Origin of the sequence: Paenimyroides baculatum, from assembly GCF_008629655.1 — a bacterium.
GTDB lineage: Bacteria > Bacteroidota > Bacteroidia > Flavobacteriales > Flavobacteriaceae > Flavobacterium > Flavobacterium baculatum.
This window is the reverse complement of record NZ_VWSG01000017.1, coordinates 1-19,660: the sequence shown is the minus strand read 5'-3', so window position 1 is coordinate 19,660 and position 19,660 is coordinate 1. Positions and strand designations below refer to the sequence as shown.

General features: G+C 31.5%; 23 protein-coding genes. 17 read left to right on the top strand and 6 right to left on the bottom strand.

Features of this window, described 5'->3' with window-relative positions; genetic code table 11:
* Positions 1–293 precede the first annotated feature (293 nt).
* From F0460_RS15250 to F0460_RS15205, 10 genes are all read left to right on the top strand, one after another.
* On the top strand, positions 294–761 hold the full coding sequence (locus F0460_RS15250; protein ID WP_150014783.1) for a hypothetical protein: 468 nt from the start codon (positions 294–296) through the stop codon (positions 759–761).
* Between the two features lie 18 nt (positions 762–779).
* Positions 780–1,565: a DUF1266 domain-containing protein gene (locus F0460_RS15245; RefSeq protein ID WP_150014781.1), complete on the top strand. Its 786-nt coding sequence runs from the start codon at positions 780–782 to the stop codon at positions 1,563–1,565.
* A complete protein-coding gene (locus F0460_RS15240) occupies positions 1,562–2,236 on the top strand; it encodes a hypothetical protein (RefSeq protein ID WP_150014779.1) in 675 nt (224 codons plus the stop codon). The genes F0460_RS15245 and F0460_RS15240 overlap by 4 nt, the downstream gene beginning before the upstream one ends.
* 74 nt (positions 2,237–2,310) lie before the next feature.
* A complete protein-coding gene (locus tag F0460_RS15235; protein ID WP_150014777.1) occupies positions 2,311–2,826 on the top strand; it encodes a hypothetical protein in 516 nt (171 codons plus the stop codon).
* Complete coding sequence (locus F0460_RS15230; RefSeq protein WP_150014775.1) at positions 2,807–3,067, top strand: hypothetical protein; 261 nt, start codon at positions 2,807–2,809, stop codon at positions 3,065–3,067. The genes F0460_RS15235 and F0460_RS15230 overlap by 20 nt, the downstream gene beginning before the upstream one ends.
* Before the next feature lie 55 nt (positions 3,068–3,122).
* Positions 3,123–4,052, top strand: a complete 930-nt coding sequence (locus F0460_RS15225; protein ID WP_150014773.1) for a leucine-rich repeat domain-containing protein — start codon at positions 3,123–3,125, stop codon at positions 4,050–4,052.
* Positions 4,053–4,107: 55 nt separating this feature from the next.
* Positions 4,108–4,677: a DUF6630 family protein gene (locus F0460_RS15220; protein WP_150014771.1), complete on the top strand. Its 570-nt coding sequence runs from the start codon at positions 4,108–4,110 to the stop codon at positions 4,675–4,677.
* An 8-nt stretch (positions 4,678–4,685) separates the two neighbouring features.
* Entirely contained in the window at positions 4,686–5,183 is a 498-nt protein-coding gene (locus F0460_RS15215; protein ID WP_223810834.1) for a YfbM family protein, read from the top strand.
* A 12-nt stretch (positions 5,184–5,195) separates the two neighbouring features.
* Positions 5,196–5,762 (top strand): hypothetical protein, encoded by a 567-nt coding sequence (locus F0460_RS15210; protein WP_150014767.1) that lies wholly within the window; start codon positions 5,196–5,198, stop codon positions 5,760–5,762.
* A gap of 6 nt (positions 5,763–5,768) precedes the next feature.
* Positions 5,769–6,107 (top strand): hypothetical protein, encoded by a 339-nt coding sequence (locus tag F0460_RS15205; protein ID WP_150014765.1) that lies wholly within the window; start codon positions 5,769–5,771, stop codon positions 6,105–6,107.
* Positions 6,108–6,159: 52 nt separating this feature from the next.
* Here the strand turns inward: F0460_RS15205 and F0460_RS15200 are convergent, their stop codons facing one another.
* From F0460_RS15200 to F0460_RS15190, 3 genes are read right to left on the bottom strand one after another with little or no spacing between them, the layout of a single operon-like run.
* Positions 6,160–6,690 (bottom strand): hypothetical protein, encoded by a 531-nt coding sequence (locus F0460_RS15200; RefSeq protein ID WP_150014763.1) that lies wholly within the window; start codon positions 6,688–6,690, stop codon positions 6,160–6,162.
* A 44-nt stretch (positions 6,691–6,734) separates the two neighbouring features.
* A complete protein-coding gene (locus tag F0460_RS15195) occupies positions 6,735–7,499 on the bottom strand; it encodes an ABC transporter ATP-binding protein (RefSeq protein ID WP_150014761.1) in 765 nt (254 codons plus the stop codon).
* Entirely contained in the window at positions 7,499–8,239 is a 741-nt protein-coding gene (locus F0460_RS15190) for an MlaE family ABC transporter permease (RefSeq protein ID WP_150014759.1), read from the bottom strand. Before F0460_RS15190 ends, F0460_RS15195 begins: the two co-directional genes overlap by 1 nt.
* A gap of 112 nt (positions 8,240–8,351) precedes the next feature.
* Here F0460_RS15190 and F0460_RS15185 point away from each other — a divergent pair, with 112 nt between their 5' ends.
* The 3 genes from F0460_RS15185 to F0460_RS15175 are packed head-to-tail and all read left to right on the top strand — an operon-like array spanning position 8,352 to position 12,268.
* Complete coding sequence (locus tag F0460_RS15185) at positions 8,352–9,296, top strand: glycosyltransferase family 2 protein (protein WP_150014757.1); 945 nt, start codon at positions 8,352–8,354, stop codon at positions 9,294–9,296.
* Positions 9,286–10,782 (top strand): glucosyltransferase domain-containing protein, encoded by a 1,497-nt coding sequence (locus F0460_RS15180; protein ID WP_150014755.1) that lies wholly within the window; start codon positions 9,286–9,288, stop codon positions 10,780–10,782. The genes F0460_RS15185 and F0460_RS15180 overlap by 11 nt, the downstream gene beginning before the upstream one ends.
* A 37-nt stretch (positions 10,783–10,819) precedes the next feature.
* A complete protein-coding gene (locus tag F0460_RS15175; RefSeq protein ID WP_150014753.1) occupies positions 10,820–12,268 on the top strand; it encodes a glucosyltransferase domain-containing protein in 1,449 nt (482 codons plus the stop codon).
* A 5-nt stretch (positions 12,269–12,273) separates the two neighbouring features.
* On the opposite strand, the gene F0460_RS15170 is transcribed toward F0460_RS15175, so the two are convergent.
* Positions 12,274–13,122, bottom strand: coding sequence for a glycosyltransferase family 2 protein (locus F0460_RS15170; RefSeq protein ID WP_150014751.1), 849 nt, complete (start codon positions 13,120–13,122; stop codon positions 12,274–12,276).
* 1 nt (position 13,123) lies between these two features.
* The gene (locus F0460_RS15165; RefSeq protein ID WP_223810833.1) at positions 13,124–13,645 is read right to left on the bottom strand and encodes a class I SAM-dependent methyltransferase; all 522 of its coding nucleotides are present in this window, start codon (positions 13,643–13,645) and stop codon (positions 13,124–13,126) included.
* Between the two features lie 75 nt (positions 13,646–13,720).
* Between F0460_RS15165 and F0460_RS15160 the strand changes: the two genes are divergently transcribed.
* Complete coding sequence (locus tag F0460_RS15160; protein WP_150014749.1) at positions 13,721–15,190, top strand: MATE family efflux transporter; 1,470 nt, start codon at positions 13,721–13,723, stop codon at positions 15,188–15,190.
* Between the two features lie 604 nt (positions 15,191–15,794).
* Positions 15,795–16,277 (top strand): hypothetical protein, encoded by a 483-nt coding sequence (locus F0460_RS16245; protein WP_190304171.1) that lies wholly within the window; start codon positions 15,795–15,797, stop codon positions 16,275–16,277.
* A 77-nt stretch (positions 16,278–16,354) separates the two neighbouring features.
* On the opposite strand, the gene F0460_RS15150 is transcribed toward F0460_RS16245, so the two are convergent.
* On the bottom strand, positions 16,355–17,320 hold the full coding sequence (locus F0460_RS15150; RefSeq protein ID WP_150014747.1) for a thioredoxin domain-containing protein: 966 nt from the start codon (positions 17,318–17,320) through the stop codon (positions 16,355–16,357).
* Positions 17,321–17,501: 181 nt separating this feature from the next.
* Between F0460_RS15150 and F0460_RS15145 the strand changes: the two genes are divergently transcribed.
* Together F0460_RS15145 and F0460_RS15140 are read left to right on the top strand one after the other, a co-directional pair.
* Positions 17,502–17,699 (top strand): DEAD/DEAH box helicase family protein, encoded by a 198-nt coding sequence (locus tag F0460_RS15145; protein WP_150014745.1) that lies wholly within the window; start codon positions 17,502–17,504, stop codon positions 17,697–17,699.
* A gap of 52 nt (positions 17,700–17,751) precedes the next feature.
* The gene (locus F0460_RS15140) at positions 17,752–19,560 is read left to right on the top strand and encodes a hypothetical protein (RefSeq protein WP_150014743.1); all 1,809 of its coding nucleotides are present in this window, start codon (positions 17,752–17,754) and stop codon (positions 19,558–19,560) included.
* Positions 19,561–19,660 lie beyond the last annotated feature (100 nt).

Sequence of the window (19,660 nt, the reverse complement as noted above, 5' to 3'; positions counted from 1 at the left end):
CTACAAACAGATAGGTGAATCTGTATTAATTTTGACTTATAAACACAAACAGTTAAGATTAGTATTGGGCAAAAATCGAATCTTAAAAACGTAGTATTTTAAAAATGTTAGGGAATTGAAAAAAAGAATGATTATTGTTGTTAGTATAAACGAGGAATTAAAAAATTCCTCGTTTTACGTTTAAAAACATTGGCATTAATTTACATTTACTTATCAAAAGATTTAGTTATTTAATGTAACTGGTTGGTAAAAAGAGTATAATAAGAAGAAATCACAATTAAAAATAAAGCAGTATGATTAAATTTTTTAAAGAACTTTTTGGTTCGATTAAAGAAGGAATCGCAGAAGGCGTTGCTGAAGCTAACCAAGAGATGGTACAGGAAAAAGAACAAGAAAATAAGCTAAAAGAAACCGAAAACAGCGAAAATAAAAAAGCAATTAACGAACTATCTTTCGATGAACGTTTCGGAACTGCGTTAGGAGCACCTTTTAGAGCGGCTATTTTCGGAGATTGGTTTACAGTTTTTAGCTCAAATGACGATGATGGAACGCAGCCGATTTATTTGTACAAATTCGAAAATTACCCGAAATTAGAAAAACATAAAGCCGAATTGGCGAAGTTTATCAAGCGGGATTTTAGTATTGTTGATAAACAAACCAGCCTAGAAATCCTCGCTTCGTATTTCGATGTTGCAGGTATCGATAAAAACGGAACAATTTTGGAAAGAATTACGTCCGAAAAAGTAGACGTAAATATGTGAAATCCTAACAAAGATGGCGTGAAAGCAACTATTTCCGCGGTGCTTTCTCACATTATTTCGGCTTCTACAGATGTTAGTTATCTGGAAAAAACCGAAGCAATGAAAATTCTTAAAAAAGTAAATCAGTATGCTCAAAAACATTACACTAACTGGGAAAATTACAGCAAAGATTTCATTATAGGAGAGGTAAATGTTGGGCTTAATAATAGTGCAGGGCGAGGTGTTCTTAAAAAATATATCGGCTATCTGGAAACCAAAATCGGCAGTCCGTGGAATACTATTTCTTGGGAATCTTCGGGAAGTAATAGAACAAATGAAACTACAGAAAATGAAGTTTCAACCGAAGTTTTAGGTGATATTGTATGGGCATTTCAAAGAAAGAAGTACAACGATACCACTGATTTTAATAATGAAATTGAAGAATATCAACACCTAATTTTAAAGGAAAAAGCTATTTGGCAACTAGAAGAAATTGCCATTAATAAACCCGAGATTGAAATTTGCTACGAAGCATGGATTAAAGGAAAAGAAGAAATTGCTACCAACGAAACTTTGCTTGATGATGAAGAAGATGCTTTTGATGAAGACAACAGTGACGAAGGAATGTTTCAGGTAGAACTTTGCGCAACCCTAAAAGCCCAAAACGGAAAATATTTTACCAATCTAGATTTAATGTATCAATTAGAACAACAAGTAAGCAACAAAGAACTAGGCGATCATATCTTTTTTGAAGGATTGACTTTAAACAGCAATGCAGACCACGAAAGCGAAATACCAACTTTTTATATATATTGCGGAAGTTGAAACATCTAAAAACAATATTTATAATAACAACTATCACTGTTGGATGTTTATTGGTTTATTTCTGGTTAACTCGTGAACAGTGGGAAACACGCGAACGATGTACCGGTTGCGAAGTTTTCGAAAACCAAGAACAAGAAAAACACATAGGAACTGTTGAGATTTTGCCAAACGGGAAAACTGTTTTTACAGACCAAATGTTAGGGTCAACCTATAAACTAATTGCTTGCGATGCCAATTGTGAAACAAAAGAATTGTTGCCATTCAGCAAAATTGGTGTAAAAGATTATGCCACCCAAAAACAAATATATTTTGACATTCGTGGAAAATACATTCCAGAAAAAGATGAATTTGTATACAATTCTATCATTGTTTTAAACGAACGAAATTTTATAAATGCAAAAGAAATTAAACATTTAACATTCAATAAAATCCAAGAAAAACATACTGCTTTAGAAGAAGAAACCTTTCTACTTAACGAAAGTCATTATGCGGGATTACGAGGGTTTCTTCCACATTATTTTACCGAAATACAACTTAAGCAACCAATTTCTATAAAAGAGGCAACTTGGGAAACAAGTGATAGTACATTAATAACAACTTGGTTTATAGAAAAGCAAAAACAATGGCAACCAATAGAACATTACGAGTGGAAAAAAGGAACAGAGTTTTAACCTGTACAAAAGCTACATACAATATGAAATATATAAAAAACCAACTAATTCTATTATTCTTAATATAACAAAGTGTGTTTTCGCAGACAAAAATTGACTATGCCGATTTTTCCAGTAATGTAGGAATTGACGATCATGATAAAGTAGGTAAAGAAATATACTTTATAAAAAAAGACAGTTCAAAATTCAACCCAGGTAAATATATAGTTGAGGTTAAGCAAGACAATACCGAAATGACCATGCTTTTTGAAATCAATGAAGAAGGTTCGCCTTCTGGCATTATCGAAGGTAAATATCACAAGTATAAGTATAAATACACTCTTAAAGGAAATATTGTTGAAAAATTCGATTTATACAATATGAATTTGAATCAGTTAGTTGTAGAAGAATTTGCAAAAAACGACTCTATTGTATCTAATTATTATCTACAAAACAATCAAAAAATTACAGAGAAAATTAAATACAAAGGAAAAACAATTTATGAAAATAATTGCAGATACGACAACAGTGGCTTAAAATTATATATCTGCAGTATTACAGACGAAACCAAAGGCGAAAAAATTGGGTACGATGCCGAGAATCACATATAAGAAGACATGGAAGAATTTACCAAAAGGTATCTCTGAAATAGTAGAAGTATACCGCGAAGAGGGGATTTTGATTAAAGAAACAACCTATTTAAATGGTGATGTTACAAAAAAGACCACTAATCCTAATGGTACTTATGAAATAGAAACGTTATCAGAAAAGGGGCGCTCACGAAAAGAGTATTCAAAAAACGGAAAGCTGATTAAAACACATTCGGCTGATTATAAAAGTAGTGGTGAATAAATATTGCTGCGAGAATTATTTCTGATTTAAAAGAATATAAAAGGAAAGCAAAATAATGAAAGAAATCAGAATACTTATATTATTGTTTTTTACTGCAATTATTTGTAAAGCACAACCACCAACAGATCCGTCTCGTGGCGTGAAAATTTATGCGCTTGTAACAAAAATAAACGAAAAGAAGCCTGTTCACTACGGGTCGTTTGAAGAAATGCAAAAGTTAGATTTCAATAAGATAAATACCGTATCAATTGAAAACCGAGGTAACAAAACAAGCATGGACACATTGTTGCTTAAAAATATTTTAAACAATGCACCAAATCTTACAAGTATTACAATAGGTCGTAATATTTATCTGGATAATTTTCCTAAAATAGAAAAAAACAATCATCTTAAAGAATTATACTTAACAGGAAACAACCTGTCGCAAATTCCTCTTGATATAGACAATTTAACCGCGTTGGAATTATTTGAATGTTCAGGAAACAAAATAAAAGGTTTACCCAATAGTTTTTCAAACCTAAATAATTTAAAGACTTTGATTTTAAAAGCAAACAATATCAATATTTTTCCTGAAGAAATTCTTTCACTCCAAAATCTTAATGTATTGTGGGTTAGTGGCGCAATAAACACAATTCCGGAAAAAATTGATGCACTTTCGCAATTAGAAAAAGTAGTATTTACAAATACAGCTGTTTCTACGCTGCCAAAATCTTTTTCAAGGTTAAAAAATCTAAAACACATCGATTTGTCAAACAATCAATTTACTGTTTTCCCATCGCCGCTGTTAAAACTTAAACAAGTAAAGATACTTTCTTTAAACGAAAACCCGATCACCCAAACAGCTTTGGAAAAATCTTTAAAAGGAATAAAATATAACAACGCCGTTATCTATATCCCTATAACAGAAGAAGAATATTCCGAAATAAAAAACACATACCAAGAAATTAATTTTATACCCGAATTGGTTTCTCCTGCTATAAAATAATTGTAAATTACAGATCAAAAAACAATAGTATTTTAAAAAATCAAACAAAACATATATGGGATTCTTTTCAAAATTTTTCGGACAAAAAGCCATCGACAAAAACGAACCAGTTCCGTTAAATACTCCGACTGATTTACAACGCTATCAAGAAATAACAGAAGTCGTTGTGGTTTCTGATGCTCTAAAAAATGAATTAAAACAGAAACTTAAACAAGCATTCGAAAATCCGAAATCGTTTTATGACAGCGATAACGAATTTATCTTGTCTGAACGCGGATTAACTTTTCCGGCTAATGCAAACCTTACTGCCAAATTTGTTTTGGTTGATACACTTATAGATAACGACCAAATGGCAGAAGTTGATTGGAAAGAAGACGAAGAAGAAATTCGTTTTGCTATAAACCGCATTTTAAATGCAAAAGATTATGGTTTTGTTTTGACAGATGAGTGTAAGTATGACGATAACGAAACATTTGAAATTTTGGAACTAATCGATACCCAAGAACTGAAACCCAAAGGATTTTCACTGGAAATATTGGATATAGATTCAGATAGTTATGTTTTTACGATTGTTACGCTTGAAAGCCACGAAGAAGTATCAAAAATGTTTAACCACATAAAATAAGCCACACTATGGGAATGATTGGAAATTTGCTGCGAGTAACAAATGCAGAGCTTGAAGCATATTTAGAAGATAGTTCGTTATTAGAAGACAAACTTTACGCCGACGAAATTAATGAAGACGAAAAGTTTGCAGATATCGACAAAACTTGGGATGGAATTATTTTTCTGCTCACAGGGCAAAGTTTAGATACTGCAGAGCATCATCTAACAAGAATTTTATTCAGCGGACAAATTATAGACGAGGATCAGGATTTAGGTTTGGGTCCGGCGCATTATCTTACTCCGGAAGAAGTTGTTGAACTGAATAATGAAATATCGAAAATTACCGTAGAAGGTTTAAAGCAGAATTTCAATCCTGAAAAAATGAACGAATTAGAAATTTATCCATCTATTTGGAACGAAGGCGACGATGTGTTTGAATATCTGGTTGAAGGTTTTTTATCTGTACAGCATATTTTTGCTGAAGCTGCTAAAAACAAAGAAGCAATGATTACGTTTATTAACTAATTAATCTAAAAAATGAAAAGGATCGTTTTAATTATAAGTCTGCTGTTTGTTAATTTCGGATTTTCGCAAATTACCGATACCACTGTAAACAAAGAAAAGTTTCAACAATCGGGCTTTCCATTTAAAGGCAAACGCGTTTTGCAGGTCGAAGATATTTCTACTCCAAAAGAACAAAACTATTATGTGTTTTCTAAAAACGAACATGGCAGTTCGCAAGACGAGTTGTACATTCAGCAGTTTAAAAAAGTGAATAACGAATGGAAAGTTGTTGCAGAAGACAAGGTTGCCGAGCCGGGAATTATCACATCGGTTTGGGATGCACGTAAAGCTTTTTTCGATGCCGATAAAGACGGACAGGCTGATTTGTTTGTGTATTCTAAACATCCCAAAGACAACATGGACGAGCAATTTAGTGTGGTACTGCTTTTAATCTATAAAAATAAATTTTACAGAATGGAAAGTTCGGCTGAAACCAATTACGATCCCATGTTTGATACGTACGATTTTAATCCGGATGATCTGCCAAAAGCGGTTTTAGATCAATTTGAAGGTTATTGGAATAATTTAGATAAAAAATAAAAAGATATGATAAAAGTTGGAGATACTGTTTACAGCACATTAAACTATGCTGGCGGACAAAGTACCGGAAAAATTACTTACTTTGATGAGGAGTTTGCCTTTGTACCAAATCAAATGGATAATTTAACCAAAGGTTTGGCTGCAAAAAGCCAAAGACAAAATTGTTCTTTCAGATATGATGAGGTAAGTTTTATTAAAAAAGGAGGTTTTCTCTTTTTTAAAGTTATTTCTATGAAGATTTTATTACCAGACGGAACCGAAGAGCAGATAGGTTTATTTACCAGACAAACAAATGATGTTTTTGAATTTCTAAAAACAAAAGTTTCACCAGAAGCGGTTAAATAATTCTCTAAAGAATAAGAAAAAACTTATAATGAAAAATCGGAAAATAGACTCACTATTCTCCGATTTTGTTTTTATATCTGTTTAATAATTCGTTAAAAACCGTTTTTAAATAATTCTTGTTTTCAAGTGTAAATGGTAAGGTAGCTTCGTTAATTAAATCGCGTAAATGAAGCTGTTTTATTTTCTGTTGATCTTCTTCTAAAATAACAGCATTGGGATAATTTTCGTGTAACAATTTATCAAGCTGATATAGTGCTTTGGTGTGAATACGGTTGTTGCTGTTGTATTCAAAAAGCAAGGTGCTGTAAATATAATCGTAATCTATAAATTCCTGTTGAATGTTTTGCAGATTAAGAGGAACAATTGAATCATCCACATCAAAAGACTGTCGGGTTGCCACATTTACATTGCCAATGTTGTTGATCTGGCTCTTGTTTTTGGCGTGTAAGTTTTTTAAAGCATCGTTGAACTGTTGCTTTGTCCATTCGTTGCTTTTTACTTTTTGGCGATAGCCTTTAACCAACTCTTCAAACCCCAGTTTTATCAAATCTTTTTCGATACTGCTTTTAAAAAACGAAAACATATTTATCAATTTAAATCGAACAAAAAATCGAGAAAAAATCCCGATTATTTCTTTCCGCTATGAAAACGGCGTATTTCTCTTAACAATTCAGACGAGTAAACAAAATCTACAATATCCTCGTTATCGGTTACCATGATTTCCTTACTTGTGCCTTCCCAAACCAGCTTTCCGTCTTTCAAAAAACAAATATGTTCGCCAATTTGTAAAACCGAGTTCATATCGTGGGTGTTAATTACCGTTGTAATATTGTATTCGTGGGTAATTTCCTGAATAAGTTCATCAATTACGATAGCAGTTTTAGGATCCAGACCCGAATTGGGCTCATCGCAAAACAAGTATTTTGGATTGTTAACAATGGCGCGTGCAATGGCAACACGTTTCTGCATACCACCCGAAATTTCCGAAGGCATTTTTTTGTTGGCATCAATCAGTTCCACACGGTCAATTACTTCCTGAACACGGTCGCGTATTTCGGCATTGGTTTTATTGGTAAACATTTTTAGCGGAAAGCCGATATTTTCTTCTACGGTCATAGAATCAAATAAGGCACTTCCCTGAAAAACCATCCCCATTTCGGTTCTCAATGTACGTTTTTCGTTCGGATCCAATGTTGCAAAATCCCTTCCGTCGAACAAGATTTGTCCGCTGTCTGGCAAATGCACGCCCAACAATGTTTTTAGCATTACGGTTTTTCCCGAGCCCGACTGACCAATAATCAAATTGGTTTTACCAGCTTCGTACGTGGTGGTAATACCTTTTAAAACCTCTTTATCATCAAAAGATTTCTTTAAGTCTTTTACTTCTATCATTAGGTTAACAACATTTGGGTTAGGATATAGTTACAGATAATAATGGAAATTGATGTCCAAACGAATGCTTTTGTTGATGCTTTACCAACTTCCAGTGCTCCACCTTCCATATAATAACCGTAAAACGATGGCACGGTAGCTAAAATAAAGCCAAAAACGGCTGTTTTTATAAAGGCATAAATAACATGGAACGGCTGAAAATCGTCTTGCAGACCTTTTACAAATTCTTCGGGAGCCAAATATCCGCCTAAAGATCCTGCAATATATCCACCAAAAATACCAATAAACATACTTAAGGCAATAACAAAAGGGTAGGTGATAGAGGCGATTAGTTTAGGAAAAACCAGATAGTTTAACGGGTTGATACCCATAACTTCCAAGGCGTCGATTTGTTCGGTAACCCGCATGGTACCTATACTCGATGTAATATAAGAACCCATTCTACCTGCCATAATAATTGATACAAACGTTGGCGAGAATTCTAAAATTATAGACTGTCTTGCCGTAAAACCAATTAAATATTTAGGGATGATGGGATTGTTTAAGTTTAAGGCGGTTTGTATGGTTACAACCGCACCAATGAAAAACGATAAAAATGCTACAATTCCCAAGGAACCGATGATTAATTCGTCGATTTCCTTAAAAATAAGATTTCTCATAAGACGCCATTTTGTAGGACGACGGAAAATTTCGCCCAGCATAATGAAGTACTTCCCAATGTTAGCTAACATTTTAATCATAACACTATTTTAATCTGCTAATTTACCAAATAAAATTATAATTTGATCCTGTAAAAGCAAAAGATATAATTTTAAAAATGTATTTTTGGCTTGCCTCTAATTACAGCGATTTATGAAGCAAATCTGTATAATTGTCCCGGTTTACAACGAAGAATTAAGTATTGATACCTTTTTTAGCGAGTTTCTGAAATTCAAAGAAACTTTGTTTGAAAAAGGATATGCTGCAAGCGTTTTGTTTGTTGATGACGGAAGTAAAGATAAAACACCAACTATTTTAAACAGATTGATTAAAGAAAATGTCGACTGCAAAGCTTTGATTTTTTCTAGGAATTTTGGTAAAGAAGCCGCTTTGTTTGCAGGTTTGGAACATGCCGAAGGAGATTTGATGATTCCTATGGATGTTGATTTGCAGGATCCTTTCGAATTGATTTTTGAAATGATTACCGCTTATGAAAAAGGTGCAGATGTTGTTTTGGCGCGTAGATCCAACAGAGGAACCGATACCGCTCTAAAAAGATTTTCGGCACAATGGTTTTATAGGTTGAACAATAAAATGTCGACTTTGAAACTAGAAGAAAATGTAGGCGATTTCAGATTAATGACCCGCCAAGTTGTAAATGAAATTGTGAGTTTGCAAGAAAACCAGCTTTTTATGAAAGGGTTAATGAGTTGGGTTGGTTTTGAAACCGTTGTTGTTAATTACAGCAGACCAAGTCGTACAGAAGGTAAAACAAAGTTCAACTACATTAAATTATGGAATTTGGCAGTACAGGGAATCACTTCTTTTTCTACCTTGCCTTTAAAAGTATGGACGTACTTTGGAAGCATTATCGCTTTCATCTCTTTTTTATACGGATTAAAAATCATTATTGAAAAACTGTTCTTCGGAATCAATGCATCGGGTTACGCATCGTTAATGGTTGCCATCCTCTTTTTTGGCGGTGTGCAGCTCATTGGAATCGGAGTTTTAGGAGAATATTTAGGAAGAACGTATTTAGAAACCAAACGCAGACCACGTTATATTTTAAAACATAAATTTAAAGGTAATGACAAGTAATTATATAAGAAATTGTTTTACAAGCAATCAATTCTTTTTAGAGAAATTATCTTATAAAAAAGTACTTCTTTTACTTTTTGCAATTTGCTTTCTGTATATATTACCTATTATTTTAGCTAATACCTTTTATATAGATGATATGAATCGCACGGTAGAAGGTTATAATTGGAATAGAGATGGAAGATTTATGTCATCGAATATTATGCATTTGCTTTCAAGTCAGTTAGAAGTTGTTTACAGCCTTTTTCCATATTCAACAATTTTAAGCACCTTTTTTCTTGCCTTAACAGGTTTTGTTTTAACTTACAGTTTAGGCATTAAAAATAAATTTCATTTAATAACGGCAAGTTTAATTGTAGCTACTTGTCCTTTTTTATTAGAGATTCTTACTTATAAGTTTGATTGCTTACCTATTTCGTTATCAATACTATTTGCCGTACTACCATTTTTATTATATCAATACAAAGTACGTTTCTTCATTGCAAGTTTTTTGTTTTTGTATTTAATATTCGGTTTATATCAAACCACTGCGCTGTCTTACGCCATGGTTTTATGTTTTTTTTTAATTAAGGATATTTGGTCATTGCGTTATAAGCATATTTTAATAAATGGCTCATTGGCACTTATTGCTTTTGTACTAGCATTCTTTTATTATCAATATAGATTAGGTCAATTGGGAATAGAGATGGTTGATACACAGCGAAGCGAATTTATTTTTAGTACTCCTAATTTTAAAGAATTACTTAATGAACGTTGGGAAGGATACAAAATGTTACTATTTAGTTTAATAAAATCATCTTTTAGATACGCTTTCTATATAGTTTGTATCTCATCAATTGTTGGAATTACTGCTTTTTTGATAAAGCAAAAATTTACAAAAAAAATTATCTTACAGATTTTAGGATCGGTTCTATTGATTGCCTTTGTCTTATTATTATCGGTGAGTATTAATTTGGTTGTAATGGAACCACGTTGGAGTCCCAGAAGTTTAATTGGTTATGCTTTTGTGCTTTTAATGTGCTTTTACGCGGTTATTCAAATTCCTAGAAAAGTAGAAATTCTTTCAAATATCGTTTTTATTCCTATAATCTATTACTCATTTTTAATATCATCACAATTAGGAATATTTCTTAAAAACCAAGATGAATATTCAGATTTTATTAGCTCGATGATTGCTCCGGAAGTTTTAAAACACAAAGATTTAAAATTAATAATTGATGGCAGTATTCAATATGCTCCTAGAAACGCAACAGTAAAAAATGAAACAATGCCGCTTATTTTTAAACTAGCTCCTTTATACGAACACTATGAATTTTATTGGGGTATAATCCGTATGAATAAATACGGAATAATGTCTAATACATATGTTTTTGGTGAAGAACGAACAAAAGTTTTATCTAATAAAGAAACTTTTCCTACAATTCAGGAAAATAAATATTATACTTTACGCATACAGCCACCGTATGCAGTAATAACGTTTCATTAGTTTGAAATTTATTGTGAAATCTATTTAAAAAAGTGCAATGAAGATAGAAGAATTAAATAAACTTTTGCAAGATAAAAAAGCATTGACGCTAACATTAATTTTAAGTGTTGTATATGTTTTACCATTGCTAATCGCAAATGTTTATTATAGCGATGATCATTCAAGAATTCTTTATGGACATGGTTGGAATCACGATGCCCGATTTGTTAATAATTGGATCACAAAAATAACATCGTTCTCCAATTACGCATTCAGTTTGTATCCTTACAGTCTTACTATGTCGGTATTAATATTAGGTTTTGCGGGATATTTATTATGTGAAATGTGGGGCATTGAGAAAGGAAAAAAGATTAAATGGACTTCTTTACTAATATTAATCTCGCCCTTTTATTTAAGTAATCTCCCTTATAGATATGATATATTATTTATGTCACTGTCTATTTTTTTAATGATTATTCCTTTTATTTTTTTTAACAATAAGAAATGTTTTATTGCTATTTCCAGTGTGTGTTTTTTCTTAACGTTAGGGTTGTTTCAACCGTCTATTTCAATATTTTTCTCTGTAGGAATAATTTATTTGTATAATTGTTTTGAAAAGAACGAATTAAAGAATTTATTTTTGAATGCGTTTTTCATGATCTTGTCGTTTATAATCGGTTTCACTTTTTACCATTTAACGAAAACGCTATTAAACCTTGGTGTCAATGACAGTAGAATGCAGCTTGTTTTCTCTGAACCCAACGTTAAAGACTTACTAATTGAAAAGCTACTTACATTTTACGATATCTGCCTATTGCTTTATGATACAGGTTATTACTATGTAATACTGATTGCGCTAATATCACTGCCAATTGTATCTGCGATTGATTTGTTTCTCAAAAAAAAGTCATTCTTTTACACAGTAAAGATCCTTATAGGAAGAATAGTACTGGTTTTAACTTCAATACTGCTTATATTAGGTCCAAATTTATTTATCAAAGCAGAATATCTTCCACTAAGAGCTTTACCCGGATTCGGTGTTTTTATGTTTACAATGGTTTATTTTTCAAAGAATTTTAAGGGTATTTATTTTAAAGTATTTAGAGTTTTAATTATATTGAATACGATATTTTGTTTCAATTTAATGGCTCAAACATCTAATGCTTTACAGTTCCAAAAAGAGTATCAGGAAATGTTCGTTTATGATTTAAACGCAGTTGTAAGAACGTACGATATTAAAAAAATTATGTATAAAGGAGATATAAATTATGCACGCAAATCATATAGAATTTTAGAACAGTTTCCTTTTGTAAAAACGATTGTTCTAAAAGAAATTGGTCAAAATGCATGGTTTTCAAAAGATGTAATTTCTTTTAGCGGTTTACAAGAAAACATAGAATTTGTAGCTTTTAATGAACAGATAAAAAATCCTGAATTAGTATTTAAATCGTACGTTTATAATTTATACAAAATTGAGGATGGATTTTTTATGGTTGAATTTAACTAAAAAGTTTAAAACAATTTCTCTTTCATTTTCTTCCAGCGATATGCTCTTATAAATTTAGCTTGTTCTGTAGTTACCAATAACGGAGTTTTGTTGTTTTTGGCTTTAAAAAATCCTTTTAAATAGTCAATAAAAAGTAAAGGTTTTTGTTTGCGTAAGGCTAATTTTAAACTGGCAATGGCAGTAATCCAAAAACCGTAGCCTAAAGTGTAAAAAGCTTCGCCTTGTTTGTATCGTGCCGATTGATCGTAGGTAGCACCGGTTGGTTTCAAATGCTTAACCTTTAAATCTTCTAAAGTAATAATTTGCCAATTGTAAAAACGGCACAACAATTCGTCAACCGTATCCCAACCCATCGCAGGTTTCAAGCCACCAATTTCTAAAAAACATTCTTTTCGGTAGGCTTTAAACGCCCCACGAATATGGTCTTTGTCGGTTAAACTTTCTAAAATCCATTCGTTGTTTTTTTCGATATATGCAAAACCGCCAACCATTCCAATTCGGCTGTTTTTGTTGAAAGTTTCAATAATTCGTTCAAAATAATTTGTAGGAAGAATCAAATCACCATCTAATTTCACAATAATATCAAACGAATCGTCTAATGTTTTAAAACCTTTGTTGAACGCTCTAATTACCTTGCTCCCCGGTAAATGCTTGTTTTCAGACTCATTAAAAACCTGAGAAATATTCTCGTGCTTTCTTTCGAAATCAGCAATAATATCAGCAGTTCTATCGGTAGAATTATCGTTTACTACTACAATTTTATCGGGCACAACGGTTTGCTGCACCAGCGAATTTAATGTTAGGGCAATAAAAGTTTCTTCGTTATAAGTGGGGATTACGCAATAAACCTTCATGCTAAATTTTTTCTGCCAAAATCATGTAATAACGCGGAGTGAACTTTCGCAACAATGGTCGAATCCCGATTTTATTCACCGCATGCGCCCATTTTTTTCGAGCCGTAATTTTATAGCCACATTTTTCAAGCAACCAATCCAACTGCCAATCTTCAAACTCGTGATAATGTCTGTCCCAAAAATCTGTTTTACTACGATAAGCCGGGGAAAACCACAAACGCAACGGAACCGAAATCACAATTTTATGTGCCTTACAGTTTTTTAAAACGGTGTACGGATTCAGCAAATGTTCAAAAATTTCAAAAGCGGTCAATACATCATAATCGGTTTGCTGCAACGCTTCCTGATTTTCGTCTAAATCTTCTCCGGTGGTATTTTGTACGTTAAATCCTTCCTCTTTCATCAATGCAGACAACGGATTTTCTACACCCAAATCTAAAATTTTTGCATCTTTAGAAATGTGTTCCAGCAAAAAATCCATGGTAATTTTAAAGCGTTGTTTCGGATAGGTTTTTTCGTACATAATAGAAAATTGTGATTGGTAAAAGTAATTAAAATCAATTTAAAGATTAACGATTATATTTGTAAAAAATGTAAAATGGATACCAAGTTTTCTAGCAAACAGGCTTTGTGGTTTACGCTGATAAATTATTTCGGTGTGCTAATTGGCACGGTGTCCACACTTTTTATTTATCCGTACGATAAAGATTTGCTGGGAATTATTCGTTTTATCGATGGTTTTGCACAAATATTGTACCCCATTATGGTTTTAGGAGCATCAACTGCGTTATTGAATTTTCAACCGAAACTAAACGATTTATTGCAGCGGAAATTATTTTCGTACAGCATGATTTCTATTGTTTGGATGATTTTTTTCTGCGCCATTGGTGTAACTGTTGTTTACTGGTTTGATTGGCTGGAAAACAAACAGTATTTTATTTATGGTTTTTTTATAGCAATCTGTTTGGCGTATGTCGATTTGTTTAAACGACAGGCAACCAACCTTCAAAAACTTTCAATTCCTACTTTTTACGAAAAAATCATTCCTAAAATAACACTACCCTTAGCTTTTGTATTGATCTTATATTACGGTTTTACAGAAGTACAAGGATTGATTTTTTATGCAGTTTCTTTTGCAGTTATGCTGTTAGCTATCGGATTGTATTTGTTCAGATATTTTAAACCGGTATATACTTTAAACTACAAAGACCTTTTCCAAGAGATCCCCAAAAAACAATATTATCAATACAGTCTGTATGCGTTTTCGGCAAGTTTAGGATCTTTTTTTGCCTTCAGAATTGATTCTATAATGATACCGGAATTTATATCGAATGCAGCCAACGGAGATTTTAATATCGGTGTGAATCTGGCAAATGCTTTAATGATTCCAGCAGCCGGAGTATTTGCATTGTACAGTCCGTTAATATCCGAATCTTTAAAGAAAAACGACTTATCCGTTTTAAAGATAAAGTATGCCGATGTCGCCAAAAACCTGTTTTTTATTGGAATTCTGCTATACGGCTGCGTAATTCTGGGAATGAAAGACTTTTTTGAGATACTGCCAACTGCTGATAAATTACTGCCTATTTTACCCGTACTGTATATTTTAGGCGGAAATGTGGTGTTAAATATGGCAACCGGTTTTAATACAGAAATTATTGCCTACTCAAAATTTTACCGCTTTAATTTAATAGCGATAGTAGTATTGGCTGTTTTAAACGTTGCGTTAAATTATTACGTTTTAACACAGACTAATTTTGGAATAATTGGCGTTGCATGGGCATCGTTTTTTGCCATGCTGGTTTTTAACCTTACCAAGTTGTGGTTCATTTACCGTAAGTTTAATATCCTTCCAATAAATGCCAATTACATAAAAACCATTGCAAGCAGTCTGGTTCTGTTGACAATTGCTTTTGTTTTGCCATTAAATATTTTTGGAATGTTCGATTTTATCGTCCGTTGCAGTTTCTTCGCAGGTATCTTTATGCTGTTGATTTATAAAACGGGCTGGGTTCACGAATTTAATAATAATGTGCAAAAAGCACTGAAATTGGTTGTACGAAAGTAAGAAGCTTTTATTGGTTTTAAATTTATTTCCCTCTATTAAACGCTTTGTTTGGGCTACACTATTTGCTTAACAGCACTTTACTATGCTTTAACCGCGGAGTTGATGCGACATTGAACTTTGAAAATAAAGAATAGGGAATCATTATAAGCTGTAAGATAATAATTTTTTTTGTTTTAGATAACCTGTTCCTGTTTATTTTATAGAATTAACAGCCTATTGTTGCAAGACGAGTTTAAAGAGATCCTTGAAAAAAAACCTGATAGCAGGTGTATTTTACCACAAAAACCGTTGGAAGATTAATTTAACTGAATCAGAATAATGGGAAGATCAATAAGGGACAATGGAGCTTAAATAAAAGAGGGTGTCCAAAAAGTATCATTCTGAGCGAAACGGAGTGTAGTAGAAGAAACTGAAGTTTTGATTATTAGAGATTGCTTCGCCAGTTCGCTATCGCTCGGGTCCTCCTTGGTCGGAATGACAGATAAATTCATTTTCTTTTCTTTTCTTTTCTTTTCGGAGATTCTCTTGATGCATCAACCTCAGCAAATCATCCGCATACATTACAATTCAAGAAAATTTTGTATGTTTATAAAAACGGTTACAGATGAAAAATTACTTGCAAACACCCATTTACAAAAAGTCCGAAGAAATTTTTGAAACCCTAAAAGCAATTACCGGTTTATTTCCTGCAGATGATTCTATTTTGATAGACTTAAAAGGTCAGTTGCTGGGCGATGCCATGCTTATTCAGGCGAAATTAGCCGGAGCACTTGCGGTAAAACTCTACGATATAAAAATGGAAAATGCGACATTAATCCGTAAGGCAGCACGTGATTTAATGGTTTCATATCACACCCTGAAAATGTTAGGTTTTGAAGACGTAGAGTATTACCAGATCATCCGTACGCAGATCGAAGAATTCCGATTATTGTTTGTAGAGTGGGTAGCTGCGTTTAACAACAAAAACTTTATTACCGATACTTGGGGTTTGTTTAACCCACCGGGCATTGCACATGATTACAAGCAGCAAGATGAGGAGCTTGATTTTCTGGATGAAGATGATGAGGGTACAGATACAGATTTTTAAAAGTCCGTTAAGAACTTATTTTTTATTTAGGTTCATTAAAATTCAATTTGTTCTATGCACCTATGTAGTAGAAAAATCTATTTTAAAAACTTTTTAAACTCTTTCTTCTTTAGGGTGAAACCTTGTGTTTTTAAAATTTTTCCGTCAGGAGATACAATCGCAAAGTAAGGCTGACTTTGATTTTTAAAACGCTCTTCCTGTATCTTGTTATAAAAAGCTCCATACGTTTTCATTAATTTTCCTGTTTTTGCATTTTTTGTAATGTATTTTTTAGGAACTACTTTCTTCTCATCCACAAATAATGTTACGGTATAATAATTTGCTTCTAAGTACTCCTGTATATCACTGTCATTTAAAAAAGCCTCTTCCATTTTTCGTGAATTAACATCCACATAAGCGGTAAAATAAATCAGTAAAGGTTTACCCCAGATCTGTGCAGTTAAAAGCAACTCATCGTAATCAATTATTTCGGCATCAGTTAAAAAAGGAGTTTCTTCTGCCAAGGGTTCTTTGTTACTTATCATAGAATCAGCAAGTTTATTAAATTCATCCATCATGTCGCCATAAGTTTCAAATTCATCTGGTTTTTCTTTAATAACCTGATAAATGGCATTAACGGCACGCTCGTCCTTTACCAATGCCAGTAGAATTTGACTGTCTGTTTCCCAATTTGCAAGATCAATTCTTTTACTGCGTAGGGATACAAAATCATTATAAAAGGTAACGGACTCTTTATATTCAGGCGTTGCTTTCATTTTTAATATTTCATCTAATAGCTTTTGATAGGTTACAGTTTCAGGATCTTCGTTTAACCAACCAATAACCAATGTTGCTAAAACAGGTGGCTGTCCAAAAAAAACAATATCTGTTTCATCTAATCCGCAATCAGTAAGCTTGGAAAAGTTTGTTGTTAGTTCCAACTGTGTTTTTTCTAGATCATCATATAAATTGATTTTCTGCGCTAATAATTGTTTACAGTCTGTTTGAGCTTTTAAAGAAATTATTGATAAAAGTAGAAATAGTACACTGAATAATAGTTTCATAGGTGTTTTTGCGTTGTTATTTTTTAATTATTGACCAGTAAACTACTAAAATAATGATTTACTGGTATTAAAATAAAAAATTTCATATTTGTAAAAATATCTTCTTAAGTTAATATGCGAGACAAAAGATTATTAGTATATTGGCGAAATATATAATTAAACAAAATTAATCAATAAAAACATGGTAATTAATGCTGAAGTTCTTAAAACTTATGATTTTTCTTTAGGTTTTAATAATACGCTTGAAGTAACTGTAGATAGAAAACAATATATCACGCAGATTGAAGAGTGTTTAGATAATAATCAAATAATTTTTTTGGCAGGTGAAGAAGGATGTGGAAAAACAGTAATTTGTCAAGAGTTTGTAAAAAAAAAATGACAATATAACATTTTCAGTTTTTTTTAATCCTAATAATAAAATTGATTACTCTTTGAGTTATTTTTTAGATAATATTATAAGTCAAGTCGCTTTTAGACTTGGAGAAGACGAAAATGATGACTCAAATATTGATAGATATAGATCTCTTTTGTATAAATTAAGACAGAAATATAAAAACAAAAGGATCTATTTTGTAATTGATGGATTGTCCAAAAGTATTGGTTTGATGAAAGAACTAGAAGAGTATTTGTTTTTAGGTCAATCGGAGTTCAAATACATAATTACAGGTTATGAAAAAGATTTTAAAAAAGAAGTTAAAGATTTAAATAGAATAACGACAACAAGTATAAATATAGTTGGAATATCGATTTACGAAATAAAACATTATTTAAATATTTCTGAGATCACTAAAAATGAGGAAGAAGATATTTTTAAGATTACAAAAGGATTATTTTCAAGATTATTTATTATAAAACGTCAATTAGATAAGGATATTCCCTTGTCTAAAATCATGGAATCTGAAGATTATTCAGAATGGATTAAAGTTGAATTAAACAAAATTGATTTAAAAAATGAAACAATAGTAACATTATTATCGCTATTATCTTTAAGTCCAGATAAACTATCTTTAGATGATCTCTCATTTATTACGGATGTTAAGAGACACGAAATTGAAAAGTTGATTAGTAGTATTGATTTTATACATATGAGTGACAACGATGTAGAATTTATATCTAGTTCTTATAAAGCTTTCGTTGCAGAAAAATTCAAAAAAAATCTAGACTCTGTAGAAGAATCTTTAATTAAACTATTAAATAAAACTAAAGATTTAGATAAAAAAATTGAATTATTAAAATTACTATTTGATAAAAAGAGATGGACTGATATTAATTCAGAAGTAAATGAAGAACTTCTTATCAATTCATTTAAGCATACAGGCAGTCTAAATAAAATCAATTCTATAATAAACATTGGAAATAATGCATCAAACCAGTTGAAACAACAAAACAACTTAGTGCATTTATCTTTAAAGGGAAGTTATTTTAATTATCTTCAAAATAACTTAGAATTAATATCTGATGTCACTACAAAATTAGCTTTTAAAGATTACACTGGAGCTCTTTCTATAGCTAACAAATCAATTATTAATATTGAAAGACTAAGATTATATTGTTTGATTGCTAAAAAACAGAAAAAAGACAATAATGTTATAGAAGAAAACTTGTTGTCTGACATTGAGGCTTTATTTAAAAAAAGTGATTTTTCAAACACAGGTGAAGTTATATATGATATTATATCTGATATGTTATATATTGATCCTGCTATGGCGTTGAAGATAGTCGATAACAATGAGTTAAATGATTCAAATATTAACGATATGATAGTTGCTAAACTATCGATAATGTCTTTAAATAATGAGGTTGATAATGATAAAAAAGATACAACTAATGAAAAATTAGAAAAATTTAAAAATTCGAAATCAAGAAAGGTTGTAAGAGCTTTATCAATAATTTTAGGAGATCTTTCTTCAGATAAAATATTATCAGAAATTGATAAAATTGATGATTCTATAGAAAAGATCAAGCTGATAAGATTATATCTAGAAAATATTAAAAAGAATACTCAAGGTCTAGAGCAACTAATTGATAAAACATTTGATATTTTACTTTCTTCAAATGTCAACAATTTAATAAATTTAGAGATACTAATACTTTTATCCTCGAAAATAACACTTGTTGAAAATATAGAGGCAAAAAAAATATTTTTAAAAAAACTAAGTTCAATTGATAAACTTATTGTTGACAAAGGTCTTTTTATAAATAAGATACGTTATAAATTGTACGTCTTCAAAGTAAATTAGACAGTTAAATATAAAAACTAATTTAGTGTTTAGTTTATAAATTTATTAATTTTTGTTGGTTGTAGAATTGTCTTCTTTTCTGAATTGTACTGTTTTTTAT